Origin of the sequence: Streptomyces sp. NPDC058157, assembly GCF_042884105.1 — a bacterium.
Classification (GTDB): Bacteria; Actinomycetota; Actinomycetes; order Streptomycetales; family Streptomycetaceae; genus Streptomyces.
The window spans coordinates 14,040-31,159 of record NZ_JBHVUQ010000084.1 but is presented as its reverse complement, the minus strand read 5'-3'; the positions used below and the strand labels follow the sequence as shown (position 1 = coordinate 31,159).

At 73.9% G+C, this 17,120-nt stretch carries 21 protein-coding genes; all 21 read left to right on the top strand.

Annotated features, from left to right (window positions below; translation table 11 throughout):
• Positions 1-137: 137 nt before the first annotated feature.
• The 21 genes from ACFVXK_RS21385 to ACFVXK_RS21285 all read left to right on the top strand — a co-directional run bounded on the left by ACFVXK_RS21385 (position 138) and on the right by ACFVXK_RS21285 (position 16,960).
• Positions 138-1,706, top strand: coding sequence for an acyl-CoA carboxylase subunit beta (locus ACFVXK_RS21385; RefSeq protein WP_389613936.1), 1,569 nt, complete (start codon positions 138-140; stop codon positions 1,704-1,706).
• 16 nt (positions 1,707-1,722) lie between these two features.
• Positions 1,723-1,980 (top strand): acyl-CoA carboxylase epsilon subunit, encoded by a 258-nt coding sequence (locus ACFVXK_RS21380; protein WP_389613934.1) that lies wholly within the window; start codon positions 1,723-1,725, stop codon positions 1,978-1,980.
• Positions 1,981-2,168: 188 nt separating this feature from the next.
• The gene (locus ACFVXK_RS21375; RefSeq protein ID WP_358891785.1) at positions 2,169-2,423 is read left to right on the top strand and encodes an acyl carrier protein; all 255 of its coding nucleotides are present in this window, start codon (positions 2,169-2,171) and stop codon (positions 2,421-2,423) included.
• A 78-nt stretch (positions 2,424-2,501) separates the two neighbouring features.
• Positions 2,502-3,734: a beta-ketoacyl-[acyl-carrier-protein] synthase family protein gene (locus ACFVXK_RS21370; protein WP_389613932.1), complete on the top strand. Its 1,233-nt coding sequence runs from the start codon at positions 2,502-2,504 to the stop codon at positions 3,732-3,734.
• Positions 3,731-4,921 (top strand): beta-ketoacyl-[acyl-carrier-protein] synthase family protein, encoded by a 1,191-nt coding sequence (locus ACFVXK_RS21365; RefSeq protein ID WP_389613930.1) that lies wholly within the window; start codon positions 3,731-3,733, stop codon positions 4,919-4,921. Before ACFVXK_RS21370 ends, ACFVXK_RS21365 begins: the two co-directional genes overlap by 4 nt.
• A complete protein-coding gene (locus tag ACFVXK_RS21360) occupies positions 4,918-5,931 on the top strand; it encodes a beta-ketoacyl synthase N-terminal-like domain-containing protein (RefSeq protein WP_389613928.1) in 1,014 nt (337 codons plus the stop codon). The genes ACFVXK_RS21365 and ACFVXK_RS21360 overlap by 4 nt, the downstream gene beginning before the upstream one ends.
• Positions 5,928-6,713 (top strand): alpha/beta fold hydrolase, encoded by a 786-nt coding sequence (locus ACFVXK_RS21355; protein WP_389613927.1) that lies wholly within the window; start codon positions 5,928-5,930, stop codon positions 6,711-6,713. The genes ACFVXK_RS21360 and ACFVXK_RS21355 overlap by 4 nt, the downstream gene beginning before the upstream one ends.
• Positions 6,714-6,784: 71 nt before the next feature.
• Positions 6,785-7,801 carry a thioesterase family protein gene (locus ACFVXK_RS21350; protein ID WP_389613938.1) on the top strand — a complete coding sequence of 339 codons (1,017 nt, stop codon included), beginning with the start codon at positions 6,785-6,787 and terminating at the stop codon, positions 7,799-7,801.
• Positions 7,802-7,866: 65 nt separating this feature from the next.
• Positions 7,867-9,039: a beta-ketoacyl-[acyl-carrier-protein] synthase family protein gene (locus ACFVXK_RS21345; RefSeq protein ID WP_389613925.1), complete on the top strand. Its 1,173-nt coding sequence runs from the start codon at positions 7,867-7,869 to the stop codon at positions 9,037-9,039.
• Positions 9,036-10,085, top strand: a complete 1,050-nt coding sequence (locus ACFVXK_RS21340) for a beta-ketoacyl synthase N-terminal-like domain-containing protein (RefSeq protein ID WP_389613924.1) — start codon at positions 9,036-9,038, stop codon at positions 10,083-10,085. Before ACFVXK_RS21345 ends, ACFVXK_RS21340 begins: the two co-directional genes overlap by 4 nt.
• 47 nt (positions 10,086-10,132) lie before the next feature.
• Entirely contained in the window at positions 10,133-10,927 is a 795-nt protein-coding gene (locus tag ACFVXK_RS21335) for an SDR family oxidoreductase (protein WP_389613922.1), read from the top strand.
• Entirely contained in the window at positions 10,927-11,913 is a 987-nt protein-coding gene (locus tag ACFVXK_RS21330; RefSeq protein WP_389613920.1) for an alpha/beta hydrolase, read from the top strand. The genes ACFVXK_RS21335 and ACFVXK_RS21330 overlap by 1 nt, the downstream gene beginning before the upstream one ends.
• Positions 11,906-12,232 carry a hypothetical protein gene (locus ACFVXK_RS21325; RefSeq protein ID WP_389613918.1) on the top strand — a complete coding sequence of 109 codons (327 nt, stop codon included), beginning with the start codon at positions 11,906-11,908 and terminating at the stop codon, positions 12,230-12,232. Before ACFVXK_RS21330 ends, ACFVXK_RS21325 begins: the two co-directional genes overlap by 8 nt.
• A 1-nt stretch (position 12,233) precedes the next feature.
• Positions 12,234-12,641, top strand: coding sequence for a hypothetical protein (locus ACFVXK_RS21320; RefSeq protein WP_389613916.1), 408 nt, complete (start codon positions 12,234-12,236; stop codon positions 12,639-12,641).
• Positions 12,642-12,643: 2 nt separating this feature from the next.
• Positions 12,644-13,048 (top strand): hypothetical protein, encoded by a 405-nt coding sequence (locus tag ACFVXK_RS21315; RefSeq protein WP_389613914.1) that lies wholly within the window; start codon positions 12,644-12,646, stop codon positions 13,046-13,048.
• Positions 13,049-13,140: 92 nt separating this feature from the next.
• Positions 13,141-14,247, top strand: coding sequence for a beta-ketoacyl synthase N-terminal-like domain-containing protein (locus ACFVXK_RS21310; RefSeq protein WP_389613912.1), 1,107 nt, complete (start codon positions 13,141-13,143; stop codon positions 14,245-14,247).
• A gap of 51 nt (positions 14,248-14,298) precedes the next feature.
• Positions 14,299-14,562 (top strand): acyl carrier protein, encoded by a 264-nt coding sequence (locus ACFVXK_RS21305; protein WP_389613909.1) that lies wholly within the window; start codon positions 14,299-14,301, stop codon positions 14,560-14,562.
• Positions 14,562-14,957 carry a 3-hydroxyacyl-ACP dehydratase FabZ family protein gene (locus tag ACFVXK_RS21300; RefSeq protein ID WP_389613907.1) on the top strand — a complete coding sequence of 132 codons (396 nt, stop codon included), beginning with the start codon at positions 14,562-14,564 and terminating at the stop codon, positions 14,955-14,957. The genes ACFVXK_RS21305 and ACFVXK_RS21300 overlap by 1 nt, the downstream gene beginning before the upstream one ends.
• A complete protein-coding gene (locus ACFVXK_RS21295) occupies positions 14,951-15,466 on the top strand; it encodes a 3-hydroxyacyl-ACP dehydratase FabZ family protein (protein WP_389613905.1) in 516 nt (171 codons plus the stop codon). The genes ACFVXK_RS21300 and ACFVXK_RS21295 overlap by 7 nt, the downstream gene beginning before the upstream one ends.
• Before the next feature lie 11 nt (positions 15,467-15,477).
• Positions 15,478-16,218 carry a 3-oxoacyl-[acyl-carrier-protein] reductase gene (gene fabG, locus ACFVXK_RS21290; RefSeq protein ID WP_389613903.1) on the top strand — a complete coding sequence of 247 codons (741 nt, stop codon included), beginning with the start codon at positions 15,478-15,480 and terminating at the stop codon, positions 16,216-16,218.
• Positions 16,211-16,960, top strand: a complete 750-nt coding sequence (locus ACFVXK_RS21285; protein ID WP_389613902.1) for a 2-hydroxychromene-2-carboxylate isomerase — start codon at positions 16,211-16,213, stop codon at positions 16,958-16,960. Before fabG ends, ACFVXK_RS21285 begins: the two co-directional genes overlap by 8 nt.
• The last annotated feature ends 160 nt before the right edge of the window (positions 16,961-17,120 follow it).

Here is a 17,120-nt window from a genome sequence, read left to right as displayed (position 1 = left end):
GTGTCCCGCCGGCGGGTTAAATGGGCCCCGGCCGCGCGGAAACCCCACCCGTGATTCCGGCGCGGCCGACGCCGCGTACGCGCCGGTCGTCGTTCGTCCCGGCGCGGACATTCCACCGATCGCCGGGGGGACGGCCGATGAATTCTGTACCGACGGGTGGTACCGGGGACCGGCTCGCGGAATTCCACGAGCTGCGCGAAAGGGTCCGGAGCGGGCCGGGCGAACAGGCGACCGCCGCACAGCACGCCAAAGGGAAACTGACGGCGCGCGAACGCATCGCACTGCTCCTGGACGAGGGCTCCTTCCACGAGGTGGAACCGCTGCGCCGGCACCGGGCCACCGGATTCGGACTGGAGGACAAGAAGCCGTACACCGACGGCGTGATCACCGGCTGGGGAACCGTCGACGGACGCACCGTTTTCACCTACGCCCACGATTTCCGGATATTCGGCGGAGCGCTCGGCGAGGCCCACGCCCAGAAGATCCACAAGATCATGGACATGGCCCTCGCCGCAGGCGCCCCGCTCGTCTCCCTCAACGACGGAGCCGGCGCCCGGATCCAGGAGGGCGTCACCGCCCTCGCCGGCTACGGCGGCATCTTCCAGCGCAACGCCAAGGCCTCCGGGGTCATCCCGCAGATCTCGGTGATGCTGGGCCCCTGCGCCGGCGGCGCCGCCTACTCCCCGGCCCTCACCGACTTCGTGTTCATGGTCCGTGAGACCTCGCAGATGTTCATCACCGGCCCGGACGTGGTGCGCGCGGTGACCGGCGAGGAGATCAGCCAGAACGGCCTCGGCGGCGCCGACGTCCATGCGAGCGTCTCGGGCGTCTCGCACTTCGCCTACGACGACGAGCAGACCTGCATCGAGGAAGTCCGCTACCTCCTCTCCCTCCTGCCCCGCAACAACCAGGAGCCCCCGCCGGCCGTCACCGGCGGCGACGCCCCCGACCGCCGCTGCGAGGCGCTGAACACCCTCGTGCCCGCCGACGGCAACCGCCCGTACGACATGCGCGAGGTGATCGCGGAGATCGTCGACGACGGCGAGTTCCTTGAGGTCCACGAGCGCTGGGCCACCAACGTGCTCTGCGCGCTGGCCCGCGTCGACGGCCACACCGTCGGCATCGTCGCCAACCAGCCGCAGTCGCTCGCCGGCGTCCTCGACATCGACGCCAGCGACAAGGCCGCCCGGTTCGTACAGCTCTGCGACGCCTTCAACATCCCGCTCGTCACCCTCCTCGACGTCCCCGGGTTCCTGCCCGGCGTCGCCCAGGAGCACGGCGGCATCATCCGGCACGGCGCCAAACTGCTCTACGCCTACTGCGCCGCCACCGTGCCCCGCGTCCAGCTGATCCTGCGCAAGGCGTACGGCGGCGCGTACATCGTCATGGACTCCCGCTCGATCGGAGCCGACCTCTCCTTCGCCTGGCCCACCAACGAGATCGCCGTGATGGGCGCCGAGGGCGCGGCGAACGTGATCTTCCGCCGTGAGATCAACGCCGCCGACGACCCGGAGGCGACCCGGGCGCAGAAGATCAAGGAGTACCAGGCCGAGCTGATGCACCCGTACTACGCGGCCGAACGGGGCCTCGTGGACGACGTCATCGACCCGGCCGACACCCGCGCCGTGCTCGCCGCCTCCCTGGCGATGCTCCGCGCCAAATACGCGGAACTGCCCGACCGCAAGCACGGCAACCCGCCGATGTGACGGGAGGGATACCACCATGGACACCAGCACGGACACCGACACGGACACCGACACGGACACCGGCACGGGACGCGCCGCACCGGGCGCTCCGCTGTTCCGGATCGTCCGGGGCGAGCCCGGCCCGGAGGAACTGGCCGCGCTCACCGCCGTACTCCTCGCCCGGACCGCGGCCCCCGGCGCCGAGCCGCCGCCCGCCCCGCCGGCCCCCGGCCGCCGGGGACCCCGCCGCCACCGCCGGTACACCGCACCCGGCGCCTGGCGGCGCACCGCCTGATCCCTTTCCGGCCGACCGGAAAATGCCAGCCGATACGCCTCCGGACCCTTCGCCGATCCGGTCTGGCAGCTAACTGACAGAGCCCTTTCGAAGGCCTCGCCGACTGAATAGGTTCGAAATCGACGCGGAAGTCAGCCGCGTACTCCTCCGGGCATCCGGACCACCTTCACCATGAATGGGGAATTCCTGTGGCCGCTACGACCGAAGAACGCCGCGAGACCATCAAGGACATCGTCTGCGACATCCTCGAAATCGACCCCGAGGACGTGACCGCCACCAGCCTCTTCAAAGAGGACCACGACGCCGACTCGCTGCGTGCCATCGAGATCCTCGCCTCCCTGGAGAAGGAATTCAACGTCGTCATCAACCAGACCGAACTCGGCCGGATGGTGAACCTGGACGGCGTGTACGAGGTCGTCGCGGAAGCCGCCGACTGGAAGTAGGGCCGGGCGGCGCTGTGTCCACGGACGGAACACCTTGGGAACGGCCGGTCCGCCGGCCTGCGAGATAGCGGGATGAACATGACTGATGTACCGGCGAACAGGGTGGTCATCACCGGACTCGGCGCGGTCTCCAGCATCGGGCTGGGCGCCTCCGAGTTCCTTTCCGGGCTGCGTTCGGGCCGTAGCGCCGCGAAGCCGATCACCGCGTTCGACACCGAGGGCTTCGATCACGCCAACGGCTGCGAGATCGTCGACTTCGACCCCACCCACTGGATCAGGAACCTCGAACCGGAAACCCTGGGCCGGGCCAGCCAGTTCTCGGTGACCGCGGCGCGCATGGCCCTCGAGGACGCGGCACTGGCCGAGGCGGACCTGCGCGCCGGCCGCTGCCTCATCTCCATCGGCACCACCGACGGCGAGTCCCGCGACCTCGACCAGCTCGTCGAGACCGAGGTGCGGCGCGGCGCCGAGCACATGGACCCCACCGTCACCGCCCGGGTGCCCGCCGGCCGGCTCTCGGCCGCCATCGCCCACGAGTTCGGCCTCAGCCGCGTCGAGGCCGTCACCCTGCCCACCGCCTGCGCGGCCGGGAACTACGCCATCGGCTACGGCTACGACGCGGTCCGCACCGGAGAGGTCGACCACGCCCTCGTCGGCGGCGCCGACGCCCTCTGCCGCAAGACCTTCACCGGCTTCTACCGGCTCGGCACCATCGCCCCGGAGCGCTGCCAGCCCTTCGACGTCGACCGCAAGGGCATCCTCACCGGTGAGGGGGCCGGGGTACTGCTCCTGGAGAGCCTCGACTCCGCCCTGGCACGGGGCGCCCGCATCCACGCCGAGGTGCTCGGGTACGGGCTCAACTGCGACGCCCACCACCCCGTCGCCCCGAACCAGGACAGCGTGGCGCAGTGCATGCAGCTCGCCCTCGACGCGGCCGGGGTGAAGCCCGAGGACGTGGACTTCATCTCCGCCCACGGCACGGGCACCAAGGCCAACGACGTCACCGAAGCCCGAGCCATCCGGCAGGTGTTCGGCGACCGCACCCCCCGGACCGTGTCGATCAAGTCGATGCTGGGCCACAGCATGGGGGCCGCCAGCGCCCTCGCCTCGATCGGCTGCGCGCTCGCCCTCACCGAGGGGTTCATCCCCCCGACGATCAACCACGTCGAGACCGACCCCGAATGCAGCGTGGACTGCGTACCCAACCACGCCATCGACGCCGAGCTGCGGGTCGTCCAGAACAACGGGCTGGCCTTCGGCGGCAACAACTCCGTAGTGATCTTCGGCAAGTACGAGGAGGCCCGGACATGACCCGCCACCCCGAACCGGCGCAGTCCCCCCTGCCCGACCTGGTCTTCACCGGCCTCGGCGCCGTCGCCAGCATCGGCACCGGAGTCGACGAGGTCTTCGAGGCCCTGTGCGCCGGCCGCAGCGGGCGCGCGGAGCTCCGCGGCTTCGACCGCTCCGGCTTCCGCGCGCAGCACGCCTACGAGATCGACGACCGTCCGGCCCCCGGCACCGACGAGCCGGGACGCGCCACCCGCTGGCTGATCGCGGCCGTCGAGGAGGCGGCCCGCGGGGCCGGACTCGGCGACGACCTCTCCGAGGTGCCGGTCCTCATCGGCACCGGCCTGCGCGAACTGCGCTCGGCGGAGCTGCGCTGGCGGGACGGCGCCGACTTCGACATGGCGGGCCTGCACTTCGGCACCGCCCTGCGCGAGCGCTTCGGGGCGGTCCGCACGCACACCTTCTCCAACGCCTGCTCCGCCTCCCTGTACGCACTGGCCCTGGGCTGCGACCTGCTGGCGGCCGGCACCGCCGACACCGTCGTCGTGGCCGGCGTGGACACCCTCACCGAGAGCATGTACGGGCTCCTGGACCGGGTCCACATGGATCCCCCGGACGTGCTGCGGCCCTTCGACCGCGACCGCAAGGGCGTCCTCATGGGCGAGGGCGCCGCCGCCGTGGTCCTGCGCCGCGGCGACCGTACGGGCGCCGCGCACGACGGCGCCGCGGTACGCGGCCGGCTGCGCTCGGTGCACGTCAACTGCGACGGCTACCACGTCACCGCCCCCGACCGGGACGGCATCGCGGAAGCCGTCCGCGGCGCCCACCGCGAAGCGGGCGTCAAGCCCCAGGACATCGGCCTGGTCATGCTGCACGGCACCGGCACGCTGCTCAACGACGAGGCCGAGGCCGCTGCCATCGGCGACGTCTTCGGACCGGAGGCCGGCACCCCGCTGATGACCGCGGTGAAGTCGATGACCGGGCACACCTCGGGCGGCTCCGGGCTGCTCAGCCTGATCGTCGCGCTCAAGGCCCTGGAGTCGGGCCGGATACCGCCCGTCATCGGGCTGCGGGAACCGATCGACGAGGCGGCGGGCTTCCGGCTCGTCCGCGACCGGGAGACCACCGCGCGGCCGGTCCTCGCCCAGGTCGACGCCTTCGGATTCGGCGGCGTCAACGCGGTCGCCGTCGTGGAAAGGGCAGCACGGTGAACCACTCCCGCAACGGTCGGGACGCGGCCGGGGTGTCGGCCGCCGAGGTCCTTGTGACCGGCATCGGCACCGCCCTGCCCGGCCTCACCGGCCCCGCAGGCCTGCTCGACCCCCGCCCCGCCCAGGAGCACGACCCCGTCGACCCCGGCGCCCTGATCGGCCGGCGCGGGCTGCGCTACAAGGACCGGGCCTCCCAGCTCGCCCTCTGCGCCGCCGAGGCCGGCCTGCGCGACGCGGGCCTGCTGGCCGACGGCGCCCTGTCCGTCCCCGGCGGCTCCACGGGCGTCGTCGTCAGCTCGAACCTGGGCAACCTCGACACCGTCTGCGAGGTCGCCGACGGCATCAAGGAGCACGGGGTCGCCGGCATCAGCCCGATGGGCCTGCCCAACGCCTCCAGCAACGTCCCCGCCTCCTCCCTCGCCATCCGCCACGGCCTGCGCGGCCCCAACCTGATGGTCTGCAACGGAGCCACCTCCGGCATCGACGCCGTCCACTGGGCCGCGGTGATGATCCGCGCCGGGCGCGCCGACCGGGTCCTCGTGGTCGGCGTCGAGACCGCCAACCGCTACGTCGAGGGACTGCTCGGCCGGCCCGCCGCCGAACTCCTCGACGGGGCCGTCGCCCTGGTCCTGGAACGGGCCTCCGCCGCCGCCGAGCGCGGCGCCGCCGGCCTGGCCGTCCTCGGCGACTACGCCCGGGAGGCCGGGGTCGCCGCCTGCCTGGACCGGCTCCTGGGCGACCCGGCCGACGGCCGCCGCACACCGGCCCTGTGGTTCGTCCCCGAGGGCCACCGCGGGAACGAGGCCGGCGACGTCCCCCGCCACGACCTCACCCACCGCTTCGGCAGCGCCTCCGGCGCCCTCGGCGTCCTGCAGTGCGCGGCCGCCGCCGACCGGCTCTCCGCCGACGGCGGGGACCACCGGGCCGGGCCCGTACTGGTGACCTCCGGCGGCGACCGCGACGACGCCTCCGCCGGGTTCCTGCTCACCCCCCTGCCGGCCGCCCCGTGACCGGGGAACCCGCGCCGGTGTCCGTACGGCTGCGCCGCCCCGGCCGGGGGACCGACCCGCTGCGCGTCCTGCTGCTGCACGGGCTGGCCGGCGGAGCCAACGTCTGGGACGCCCTCCTGGAGCACACCGCCGGCTCCCCGCACGAGGTCTGGACCGCCGAACTCCCCTGGCGGGCCGAAGGGGTGCCGGGCTGGACCGGGCACTCCCCGGCCCACTGGGTCCGGCAGGCGGCGGCCCGGGTGCCGGGCGGCCCGGACGTGGTGATCGCCCACTCGTTCGGGGCCAACGCCCTGCTCGCCCTGCTCGACGAGGAGCAGGAGGACGGCCCCGCCCCGCGGCCCCGCGCCGTGGTGCTGGTCTCGCCCTTCTACCGGCCCCGGCCCGAGGCCTTCGGCTGGGACGCGATCTCGTACTACCTGAACGACTTCGACCGCATCCTCGCCGACGGCCTGCGGGTCCGCTCCGGCGGCCGCCTCCCGGACGACCTGCGCCGGGAGATGGCGCTCAAGGTGCGCGACCGGATCGGCCCGTACGGCTGGGTGAGCTTCTTCGACACCTACCTGCGGACCCCGGACCTGCGCACCGACCGCATGACCATGCCCTGCCTGATCGTCGGCGGCGAACGGGACTTCGCGTCCTTCCCCGCCGACAGCGAGGCCCTGTGCGCGGCCCTGCCCTACGCGAAGGCCGAGATCCTGCCCGGCTGCGGGCACTTCGCGATGGCCGAACGGGCGGCGGAGTTCGCCCGCCTGACGGAGGACTTCCTCCAGTCCGTCGCATGACGACGCCCGCGCCGCCCGCCGCCCCGCCGACCCGCAACCGAACCGCCGACAAGGACAAGGAAGCGACCGACATGACCACCCACGCCGAAACGGCCGTCAAGTACCTGCTGGGGACGGAGACCACCGTCCGGGTGCGCCCCCGCTTCGAGGGCTCCAACATCAACACCTGGATCGGCTTCAAGCACGTCAACTACCTCGTCGAGGAAGCGGTCCTGGAGCACTTCCGCAGCGCCGGACTGCCCTCCCGCGAGCTGTTCGAGGAGCACGGCCTCGGCCTCGACGTCGTCGACCTCGACACCCGCATCCTGCACGCCTTCCACCAGGACGACGAGGCCCGCGCCGTCGTCGTCCCGACCACCCGGGACGAGGACACCCGCTTCCGCTTCTCCGTCACCCTGTACGTCGAGCGCGACGGCAAGGAGCTGAAGGCCGTCACCTCCAAGGCCGAGGTCTCCCTGCGCGCCGACGACTACCTCGCCCCGCTCGCCCACCCCCGGGAGCTCGCCCGCTTCACGGTGGAGCGCCTCGGCGACGGCACCGGGCGCGGCCCCCGGCACGGCACCGAGGTGGCCGTCGCCGACAACACCGCCCTGGCCGCCGGCCGCGGCACCACCGGCGCGGACCCGGTGCTGGAGCAGCTGCTCGCCGGGGAGAACGCCTTCGGCTGGAAGTGGCGGATCCCCTACCCGTACTGCCACTTCAACGAGCGCCTCGCGCTGTCGGGCTACCTGCGCCAGGTCGAGGAGGTCGTCGACCTGTTCCTCGCCGACCGCGGCATCTCGATCAAGACGCTGCTGGACGACCGCAAGTGGATCCCCGTGGTGCCCCGCTCGCAGGTCACCTTCCTGGACGAGGCCCTGATGGAGGAGGACCTGTACACGGTCTTCACCGTCGAGGAGGTCTTCAAGGACTTCACCTACACGGCCCGCACCGACTTCTACGTGGTCCGCGACGGGCGCCTCGTCCAGACCGCCACCGGCCGGATCACCCACGGCTACGCGGTGTTCGAGAACCGCCGCGACTGGAGCCTGGTCGGCTTCGACGAGCGGGTCGTGCGCGCGCTGAACGGCGGCCTCCCGCAGGCCTGACCCGGCCGCCGGGTCCCTTCCCTTCCCCCCTCCCGTCCCCTTCCCGCATCCCGGAGTAGACCCCGATGGAAGAAGTGCTGATCACAGGTCTGGGCGCGGTCTCGCACCTCGGCTCCGGCGCCGATGCCCTCTGGCACGGCCTGATGCGGGCGCGCAGCCGGCCCGAGCGGACGGCCGACCCGCACGCCAGGATGGACGTCCCGCTGATGTACTCCGTCCCGGGGACGCCGGAACCGGACGGGCCCGCCGAGGGCCCCAGCCTCGCCGCACGGTTCGCCGTCGAGGCCGCCCGGCAGGCGCTGGCGGACTCCGCCCTCGGCGAGGTGGCGCCGGAGCGGGTCGCGGTGGTCATCGGCACCGGCATGGGCGACGCGACCCTGCACGAGCGGTGGAGGGCGGAGGGACACCCGCAGGGCGGGGAGTGGGCCCCGGTCTTCTCCGTGGCCTCCGCCCTCGGCGAGTGGCTCGGCGCCGAAGGGCCCAACACCAGCATCAGCAACGCCTGCGCCGCGAGCGGCTTCGGCATCTCGGCCGCCGCCGAGCTGATCCGTACGGGCGCCGCCGACGTGGTGCTGGCCGGGGGAGCGGAGGCCTACTCCCGGGTGGCGCTGGCCTGCTTCAACCGGCTGGGCGCCGTCGACCCCGAGCGGTGCCGCCCCTTCGACGCCAACCGGCGCGGCACCGTCTTCGGGGAGGGCGCCGGGGTCCTCGTGCTGGAGTCCGCCGCGCACGCCGAGGCCCGCCGGGCCCCGCGCGTGTACGCACGGCTCGCGGGCGAGGGATGGAGCTGCGACGCCCACCACGCGACCGCCCCGGAACCCGGCGGCACGCAGATCGTCCGCGCCATGCGCGAGGCGCTGGAGCGTGCCGGGGCCGGCGCCGGCGAGATCGGCTGCGTGGTGCCCCACGGCACCGGCACCGAACTCAACGACGCGGTCGAGAGCCGCGCCCTGCACGAGGTGCTCGGCGCGGCGGCCGACCGCACCCCGCTGTACAGCCTCAAGGCCCTGGTCGGGCACACCGGCGGGGCCGCCGCCTCCCTCGCCGCGGTGGCCGCGGCGCTCGTCCTGCACCACCGCACCGTGCCGCCGAACCGCCCCGTCGAGGAGCGGGACCCGGACTGCGACGTGCTGCTGCCCGTCGAGCCCGCGCCGCTGCGCGGGAGCTACGCCCTGGTCAACGCCTACGCCTTCGGCGGCAACAACGTATCCCTCGTCCTCCAGGAGGCCCGCGCATGACCACCCCCACGTCCCCGGCGCACGGGGCCGCGCCGCTGGTGGTGTCGGGCATCGGCGTGGTGACCCCCCGGGGCGACCGCCCGCAGGAAGCCGCCCGCAGCGCCCGCCCGGCCGCGGCGGCGCAGTCCGGCGACTGGTTCGACCACCGCACCCGGCTCGGACCGCGCGGCTACAAGTACCTGCCCGCCGCCTCCCAGTACTTCCTGGCCGCCGCCAAGGAGGCCCTGGCCGACGCCCGGGACGAACCGGACCACTGGCCCGCGGAGCTGCGCGGGGCCGCCGTGGGGACCAACAGCTCGGCCGCCGCCCTGCACGAGGCCATGGACCGCACCGTGCTCGCCGAGGGCGCCGCCGCCCTGAGCCCCGTCACCGCGCCCTACTTCTCGATCAACCTCTTCGGCAGCCGGCTGGCCACCGAACACGGGCTCAAGGCCTTCAACCTCACCGTCACCTCGCCGCGCGTCGCCGGCCTGGAGTCCCTGGAGACCGGCGCCCGGGCCGTCGCCGCCGGCCGGGCGGCCTGGCTGCTCGCCGGGGCCACCGAGGAGGCCCTCGACCCCGCGCACGCCGGGCACGCCGACTCCGAACGCGGCGCCGTCGCGCTCGTCCTGGAGCCGCTGGAGTCCGTCCGGGCGCGCGGCGGCCGGGCCTACGGGCACTGCCGGGTGCGGAGCCTGTTCCTGCCCCCGCGCACCGCCGCCGCGGGCCGGGGCGCGCAGCGGGCCCGGCAGCTGATCGACGCCGCCCTGACCGCATGGGGGGCCGGCCCGGCCGCCGCCCCGCGGGTGATCGCCGTACTGGACGGCTCGCCCGTCGGCCGGGCCGTGGCCGAGGCCCTCGGCCCGGACGCCGAGACGGTCCCGGCGGGCGCGGGAGCCCTGGAGCCCCTGCTGCAGGCGGCGGGCGCGCTGGCCGCACTGCCGGGCCCGGTCCTCGTCGTCACCGCGGCGGCGCAGGGCAACCTCGCGCTCGCCCTCCTCACCCCGCCGCCGGACGCACCGGCCGGACCGGCCCCGGCGGCCGTCCCCGCGGCCCCCGCCGCCTGAACACGACACACCCCCGTACCACCAGCACGCAGTAGGAGAGGGAGTTCATGACGACGTCACTCGAGGGTTCCTGGTGCCTCGTTCTCGGCGCCTCCAGCGGGATAGGCCTGGCCAACGCCCGGGCCCTGGCCCACGAAGGGGCCCACGTCCTCGGCGTCCACTTCGACACCGCCGAGGGACAGGAGAAGGCCGGGGCGGCCGTCGAGGAGCTGCGCTCCACCGGGGTGCAGGCCCACTTCTTCAACGCCAACGCGGCCTCCCCCGCCACCCGCAGCGAGCTGGTGCCCCGCTTCGCCGAACTGACGGGCGGCGCGCCGCTGCGCGTCGTCCTGCACTCCCTGGCGTTCGGCACCCTGCTGCCCTACCTGCCGGCGGACGGAGGCCCGGCCCTGACGGCCCGGCAGATGGACATGACGCTCAACGTGATGGCCCACTCCCTCGTCTACTGGACCCAGAGCCTCGACGCGGCCGGACTGCTGGGCGCCGGCTCGAAGATCTTCGCGATGACCAGCGCGGGCGACCAGCGGGTGACCGCCCACTACGGCGCCGTCTCGGCGGCCAAGTGCGCCCTCGAATCGCACGTCCGCCAGCTCGCCCTCGAACTCGCCCCGCAGGGCGTCTCCGTCAACTCCCTGCGCGCCGGCGTGACCGTCACCCCCTCGCTGGAGCGCATCCCCGCGCACGAGAGGCTGGTCGAACTCGCCGCCCGCAGCAACCCGCACGGCCGCCTCACCCGCCCCGAGGACGTCGCCGACGCGGTCGTCGCACTGGCCCGCACCGACTCCTCCTGGATCACCGGCAACGTCATCGGCGTCGACGGCGGCGAGGCGCTGACCACCTGATGCGCACCCGAACCTCCGCAGGCGGCCAGGGGCAGCGCCCGCCCGGCCACCGCTCCCCGCGCGCCCTGCTGTCCGCCGTGTCCGCCCTCGCCACCGGGGCCGTACTCGCCGCCCGGCACGCCCACGAGCTGTACCATCCGCCCGCCGCCCGCCCCGGCCGCACCCCGGCCCACAAGGGCCTGCCGGTCCGCCCCCTGTCCGTGACCACCACCCGCGACCGGGTGACCCTCGACGCGTGGGTCGTACCCGGGCGCGGACCCCACACGGTGGTGATCTGCCACGGCATGGGCCGCACCAAGTCCAGCGTCCTCGGCCACATCGCGCTGCTGCACGAAGCGGGCCACCACGTCGTCGCGTACGACATGCGCAACCACGGCGAGAGCGGCCGCGACCGCAAGTACGGCAGCATGTCCGAGCGCTACACCGGCGACCTCGCCGACGTGATCGCGGCCGTGCGCCGGGACCCCGAGGTCGGCACCGGGGAACTCGCCCTGATCGGCTTCTCGTTCTCCACCTGGGTCTCCCTGCACGTGCTGCGCCGCATCGCCGCCCCCGTCGCCGCCGTCGTCTGCGACAGCGGCCCCATGTCCGACACGGCCGCCGGCCTGCGCGAGTTCGCCGGCCTGCGCCGGTCCCAGCTGCCCGCACCGGTCAGGACGGGCGCCGCCCACGCCCTCTACCGCCGTCTCTTCTCCCGGATCTGCATGCACATGCTGGCCGTGCGGAACTGGCCCCCGGACCTCACCGGGCTCCCGACCCGGCTGATGTTCATCGCCGGAGCCCAGGACCCCGTCATCGGCGAGGCCCAGATCATGGGCGTCGCCGACCGCTACCCCGACGCCGAACGCTGGACCGCGCCCCATGCCATGCACATGAACGCCCTGCGCTTCGACGCGGCCGAATACCGCGAGCGCGTCCTCGGCTTCCTGGAGGCCTCCTTCGAGGCCGCCGCCGACCGCAGGAAGGAGGGGGTCCGCCATGGCTGAGTACCTCCTCGTGGAATCCCAGGGCGGCTACGCCGGACCCGGCTCCGAGGCCTTCCTCGGCGACGCCGTCCGGCTCGCCCGCGCCGGGCACGGCGTGGCCGTGCTGCTGATCGAGAACGGGGTCACCGAGGGCCTCGCCGCCGCCGGACCGGCCGTCGGCCGGGTGCTGGCCGCCGGCGGCGAGGTCTGGGCGGACGCCTTCTCGCTGGACCAGCGCGCCCTCTCCGCGCGACGGCTCGCGCCCGGGGTCCGGGCGGTGGAGATGGACGAAGTCGCCGAACGGCTGCTGCGGCCCGGCGTACGGGGAGTGTGGCACTGACATGGCCAACCCCCTGCCGCGCGCGGACGTACTGATCGCGATCATGGGCGCCCCGCACACCGGTGACCTGGTCACCTCCGCCTTCCGGCTCTCCCAGGCCCTCCTCGCCCGGGGCGCCCGCGTCCACCTGTGGACCTGCGGCCACGCCACGGGCCTCACCCGGCAGGCGCTGGGTGACGGAAAGCCGCGCAACGTCGTGGACTGGGCCCGGGAGTACCCGACGACGGCCGCCCTGGCCGCCGAACTGCTGGCGGCCTTCCCCACGGCCCTGCACTGGTACGCGTGCCGGTTCTGCAGCCAGGAACGCGGCACCGACGCCCACATCCCGGGGATCCGGCTGCGCGCCCCGTTCAAGTTCACCGAACACCTCGACGCCGCCGACAAGGCCTTCTTCCTGGGGGTGTGCTGACCGTGGAACCACAGCCCACGACCGGGCGCCGGCTGCTGGTCGTCGAACGGGCCTACCGCGGCTCGGTCGAGACCCAGTTCGCCGACGTGCTCTACCTGGCCCGCGAGCTGAACCGGCAGCAGGGCGGGCTGGACCTCCTGCTGCGCGGCCTCGCCGTCACCTTCGCCACCGCCGCCGACGACGCCCCGGCGCGGACCGTCCGCATCGGCCGCGTCGAGCTCGACACCCTCCCCGACCCGCGCGCCTCCCTGCGCACCCTGCTCGCCGAAGGCGCCGGCGTCTGGGCCGAGGAAGCCGACCTGACCGGCCTGGGGACGGACCCGGACCGGCTGCTCCCCGGCGTCCGCCGGGCCCGCCCCGACAGCCGCCCGGACTGGTCCGCGTACCAGGGCGTGCACTTCCTGTGACCACCCCCGCGGCCGCGCCCCGGACCGCCCCCGTGCCCGGCGGGCCCACGCCCGTACGCCCCACCGAAGCCACCGAAGGAGCACCGCGACCCATGGAAACCGTCACCGCCCGCCGAGGGCCGCTCATCACCGCCTGGTCGGCCGTCTCGCCGTACGGGCTGGAGCGCCCGGAGTTCACCGCCGGCATCACCACCGGGCGCAGCGCGGCCGCCGCACTGGACCGCGGCGTCTGGGACGGCCCCGTCGACACCGCCTGCCTGGTGCCCGGCTTCGACAGCAAGGCCGTGCTGGGCCGCAAGGGCACCCGCTCCATGGACCGGGTGACCGGCCTCGCCGTCACCGCCGTCGGCCGGCTCCTCCAGGACCCCGCGGGCGCACGCATCCCCGGCGTCGGCGAGGACGCCGGACTGGTCCTCGGCACCAACACCGGCAGCGCCCAGAGCATGATGGACTTCACCCGCGACTCCGTGGTCCAGGAGAAGCCCTTCTACGTCGACCCGATGCGCTTCCCCAACACGGTGATGAACTGCGCCGCCGGGCAGTGCGCCATCTGGCACAAGCTCAAGGGCCCCAACACCACCGTCGCCGGCGGCCGCGCCTCCGGGCTCCTCGCCCTCAACTACGCCCTGCGGCTGCAGAAGTCCGGGCACACCAGGACCGTGCTGTGCGGGGCGGTCGAGGAGTTCTCCCCGGCCCGGGCCTGGCTGGAGTTCCACACCCGCAGGCCCGACGAGGCCGACGGGATCCTCGGCGAGGGCGCCGCCGTGCTGCTGCTGGAGTCCGCCGAGGCCGCAGCCGAGCACGGCCGGCCCGGCCTGGCCGAGGTGCTCGCCCTCGAATTCGGCGTCTTCCACACCGACGCCCAGGTCGCCCCCGTCCTCGCCGACAGCGTCCGCCGCGCCCTGGACCGGGCCGCCGTCCAGCCGCGGGAGGTCGCCCTCGTCGCCGCCTCCGGGGCCCACGGCGTCCGCGGCGCCGCCGAACGCGAGGCCCTCGACGCGGTGTTCGCGGCGCACGAGCCCGAACACGTCCCCGGAGCCGAGCTGATCGGCGACACCCACGCGGCCTCCGCTTCCTTCCAGACCGCCGCACTGCTCGCCACCGCCGAGGGCCGCCCCGGCCTGGCCGGCTCCGTCGGCCTGATCACCTCGGTGGACCGCGACGGCGTGGTCGGCTGCGCCGTACTGCGCCTGCGCTGACCGACCGGACCGACGCACCACAACCGTCCCACGCACACGAAGGAGAACCACATGTCCGAGACCACCGCCCCCGCCGTCCTCGAACTCGAGAACCTGCGCCGCACCGTCGCCGACGTCCTCGACGTCGAGGAGGCCGAACTGACCGACGAGGCCGACTTCGTGAACGACCTCGGCGTCGACTCCCTGATGGCCCTGGAGGTCATGGTCGTCCTGGAGAAGAAGTACGGCGTCAAGCTCGGCGAGTCCGAACTCAAGGAGGTCACCTGCCTGCGCAAGGCCTACGACCTGCTCGACGCCAAGCTGACGGCCGCCTGATGGCGGCCCCCGCCGCGGGCCCGGTCCGCGCCGTCCCGCTCCTCGACCGGGACGGCGCCGACGGCGCCCCGCGCACCACGGTCCGCATCGACGCGGACGAACGGGTCTTCCCCGGCCACTACCCCGGCTTCCCCATCTTCCCCGGCGTGTGCGTCGTCGAACTGGTCCACCGCAGCGCGCTGGCCACCGCCCCCGCCCCCGGCGCCCGCGTCACGCTCCGGGCCGTCGAGTCCACCCGCTTCCTCAGCCCCGTCTTCCCCGGCGACCGGCTCACGGTCGAACTGAAGTGGACCCGCCGGGAGGGGCACTGGCGCTGCGAGGCGGTCGCCGCCACCGACCGGGGCCGCGCCGCGACGGTCCGGCTGCGCTTCACCGAAGGGAGCACCCCGTGCTGACGACCACCGGGATCAAGCGGGTGCTGCCGCACCGCTACCCGATGCTGCTGGTGGACCGGGTGACCGAACTGGTCCCCGAGGAACGCCTCACCGCCCTCAAGGCGGTCACCTGCAACGAACCCTGGTACGAGGGGCTCGCCGAGGACGCCGACGACGAGGGGCACGGCTATCCGCAGACCCTGCTCGTCGAGTCCTGGTGCCAGGCGGCCGGGGTGCTGGCCGCGTGGGACCAGCCCAACCCGGACGTGCTGTCGGGCCAGGTGATGCTCTTCGGCAGCATCTCCGACGTCGTCCTGCACCGGCCCGTGTACCCCGGCGACGTGCTGGAGCACCGGGTCCGGCTGGTCCGGGCCCTCAGCGACACCGTGATCTTCGAGGGCGAGGCCCTGGTCGGCGGCGAGACCGTCATGGAGGTCGGACGGGTGGTCATGGCGATGCGCCCGGCCGCCGAGCTGACCGCAGCCCGCGAACAGAGCCCGGCGGCGGCCCAGCCCGCCGGCGTCCAGTGAGGAGTACCCGCATGTCGGACAGCACGCCCAAGGTCGCCCTGGTCACCGGCGGCACCCGCGGCATCGGCCGGGCCACCGTGCTGCGCCTCGCCCGCGACGGCCACGACGTGGCCTTCTGCTACGCCTCGCGGCCGGACGCCGCCACCGAACTGGAGAAGGAGGCCGCCGAACTGGGGGTCCGGGTCCACGGGCACCAGGCGGACGTCTCCGACCCGGACGCGGTACGGGCCCTGGTCGCCGGGGTCGAGGACCGGCTCGGCGGCATCGACGTCGTGGTGACCTCGGCCGGCATCGTCCGGGACCAGCCGCTGCTGATGATGGCGGACGAGGACTGGCGGCAGGTGCTCGGCGTCAACCTGGACGGCACCTACCACGTCTGCCGCTCGGTGGTCTTCGAGATGATGAAGCGCAAGAGCGGCTGCATCGTCAACATCTCCTCGGTCGCGGGGGTCTACGGGCACGCCACCCAGACCAACTACTCCGCTTCGAAGGCGGGCATCATCGGCTTCACCAAGGCCCTCGCCAAGGAGGTCGGCCCCTACGGCATCCGGGCCAACGCCGTCGCCCCCGGCTTCATCGAGACCGACATGACCGCCGGCCTGTCCGGCAAGGTCAGGGAGAAGGCGCTGCGCGGCATCCCGCTGCGCCGGCTGGGCCGTCCCGAGGAGGTCGCGGACACGGTCGCGTACCTGGTCGGGGCCGAGTACGTGACCGGCTCGGTGCTGCAGATCGACGGGGGCCTCGTTGTCTGAGGCGGGCCCGTCCCCCAGGGCGCGCCGGCAGACCCCGCCGCGCTTCTACTTCTCCCTGCGCAGCCCCTACTCCTGGCTCGCCCACCAGGACCTGCTCGCCCACCACCCCGACGTGGTGGAACGGCTCGAATGGCGGCCGTTCTGGGAACCGGACGAGGAGAGCGCCCGGGCCCTGGAAGCCGCCGGGGGCCGCTTCCCGTACGTGGCCATGTCCCGCGAGAAGCACCTGTACATCCTCCAGGACGTCCGGCGGCTGACCCGGGAGCGCGGGCTGGAGCCGACCTGGCCGGTGGACCGCGAGCCCTGCTGGGAGGTCCCGCACCTGGCCTGGCTGGTGGCCCAGGACGCCGGACGCGGACCGGAGTTCGTCGGCCGGGTCTACCGGGCGCGCTGGCAGGAGGGGCGCGACGTCTGCGACCCGTCGGTGATCGGGGAGCTCGGCGCGGAGCTGGGCCTGCCCGCGGAGCGGCTGGCCGGCGCCGTCCGGGACCCGCAGCTGCGCGGGCGCGGGGTGTCGGCGCTCCTGGACGTCTGGCGGGACGGGGTGTTCGGCGTCCCCTTTCTCATCGACGGGCACGACAAATTCTGGGGGACGGACCGGATATCCGATTTCGCCCGCTCGGTTCGCCGGCGGGCGGCGGACGGCGGAAATCGGAAAAGCGCGAAAGCCGGTTCTCCGCACGCCCCGGCGGATAGCGTGGCCAGGTCGGCTGACGGGGGTCACGCCGGCGGCTGCGGCTGACGCGAACGGTCCGGACGGCCGCACCACGGTATGCACCGGGAGGGAATCGAAATGCAGGGAAGAGACAACGGGACGGAAATACGAGAAAGCGCGGAAACGGAAAACGGATCCTCCAAACCGCCGCGCCGCGGCGGGCTCCTGAGCGGTCTCCTCCCGGTTC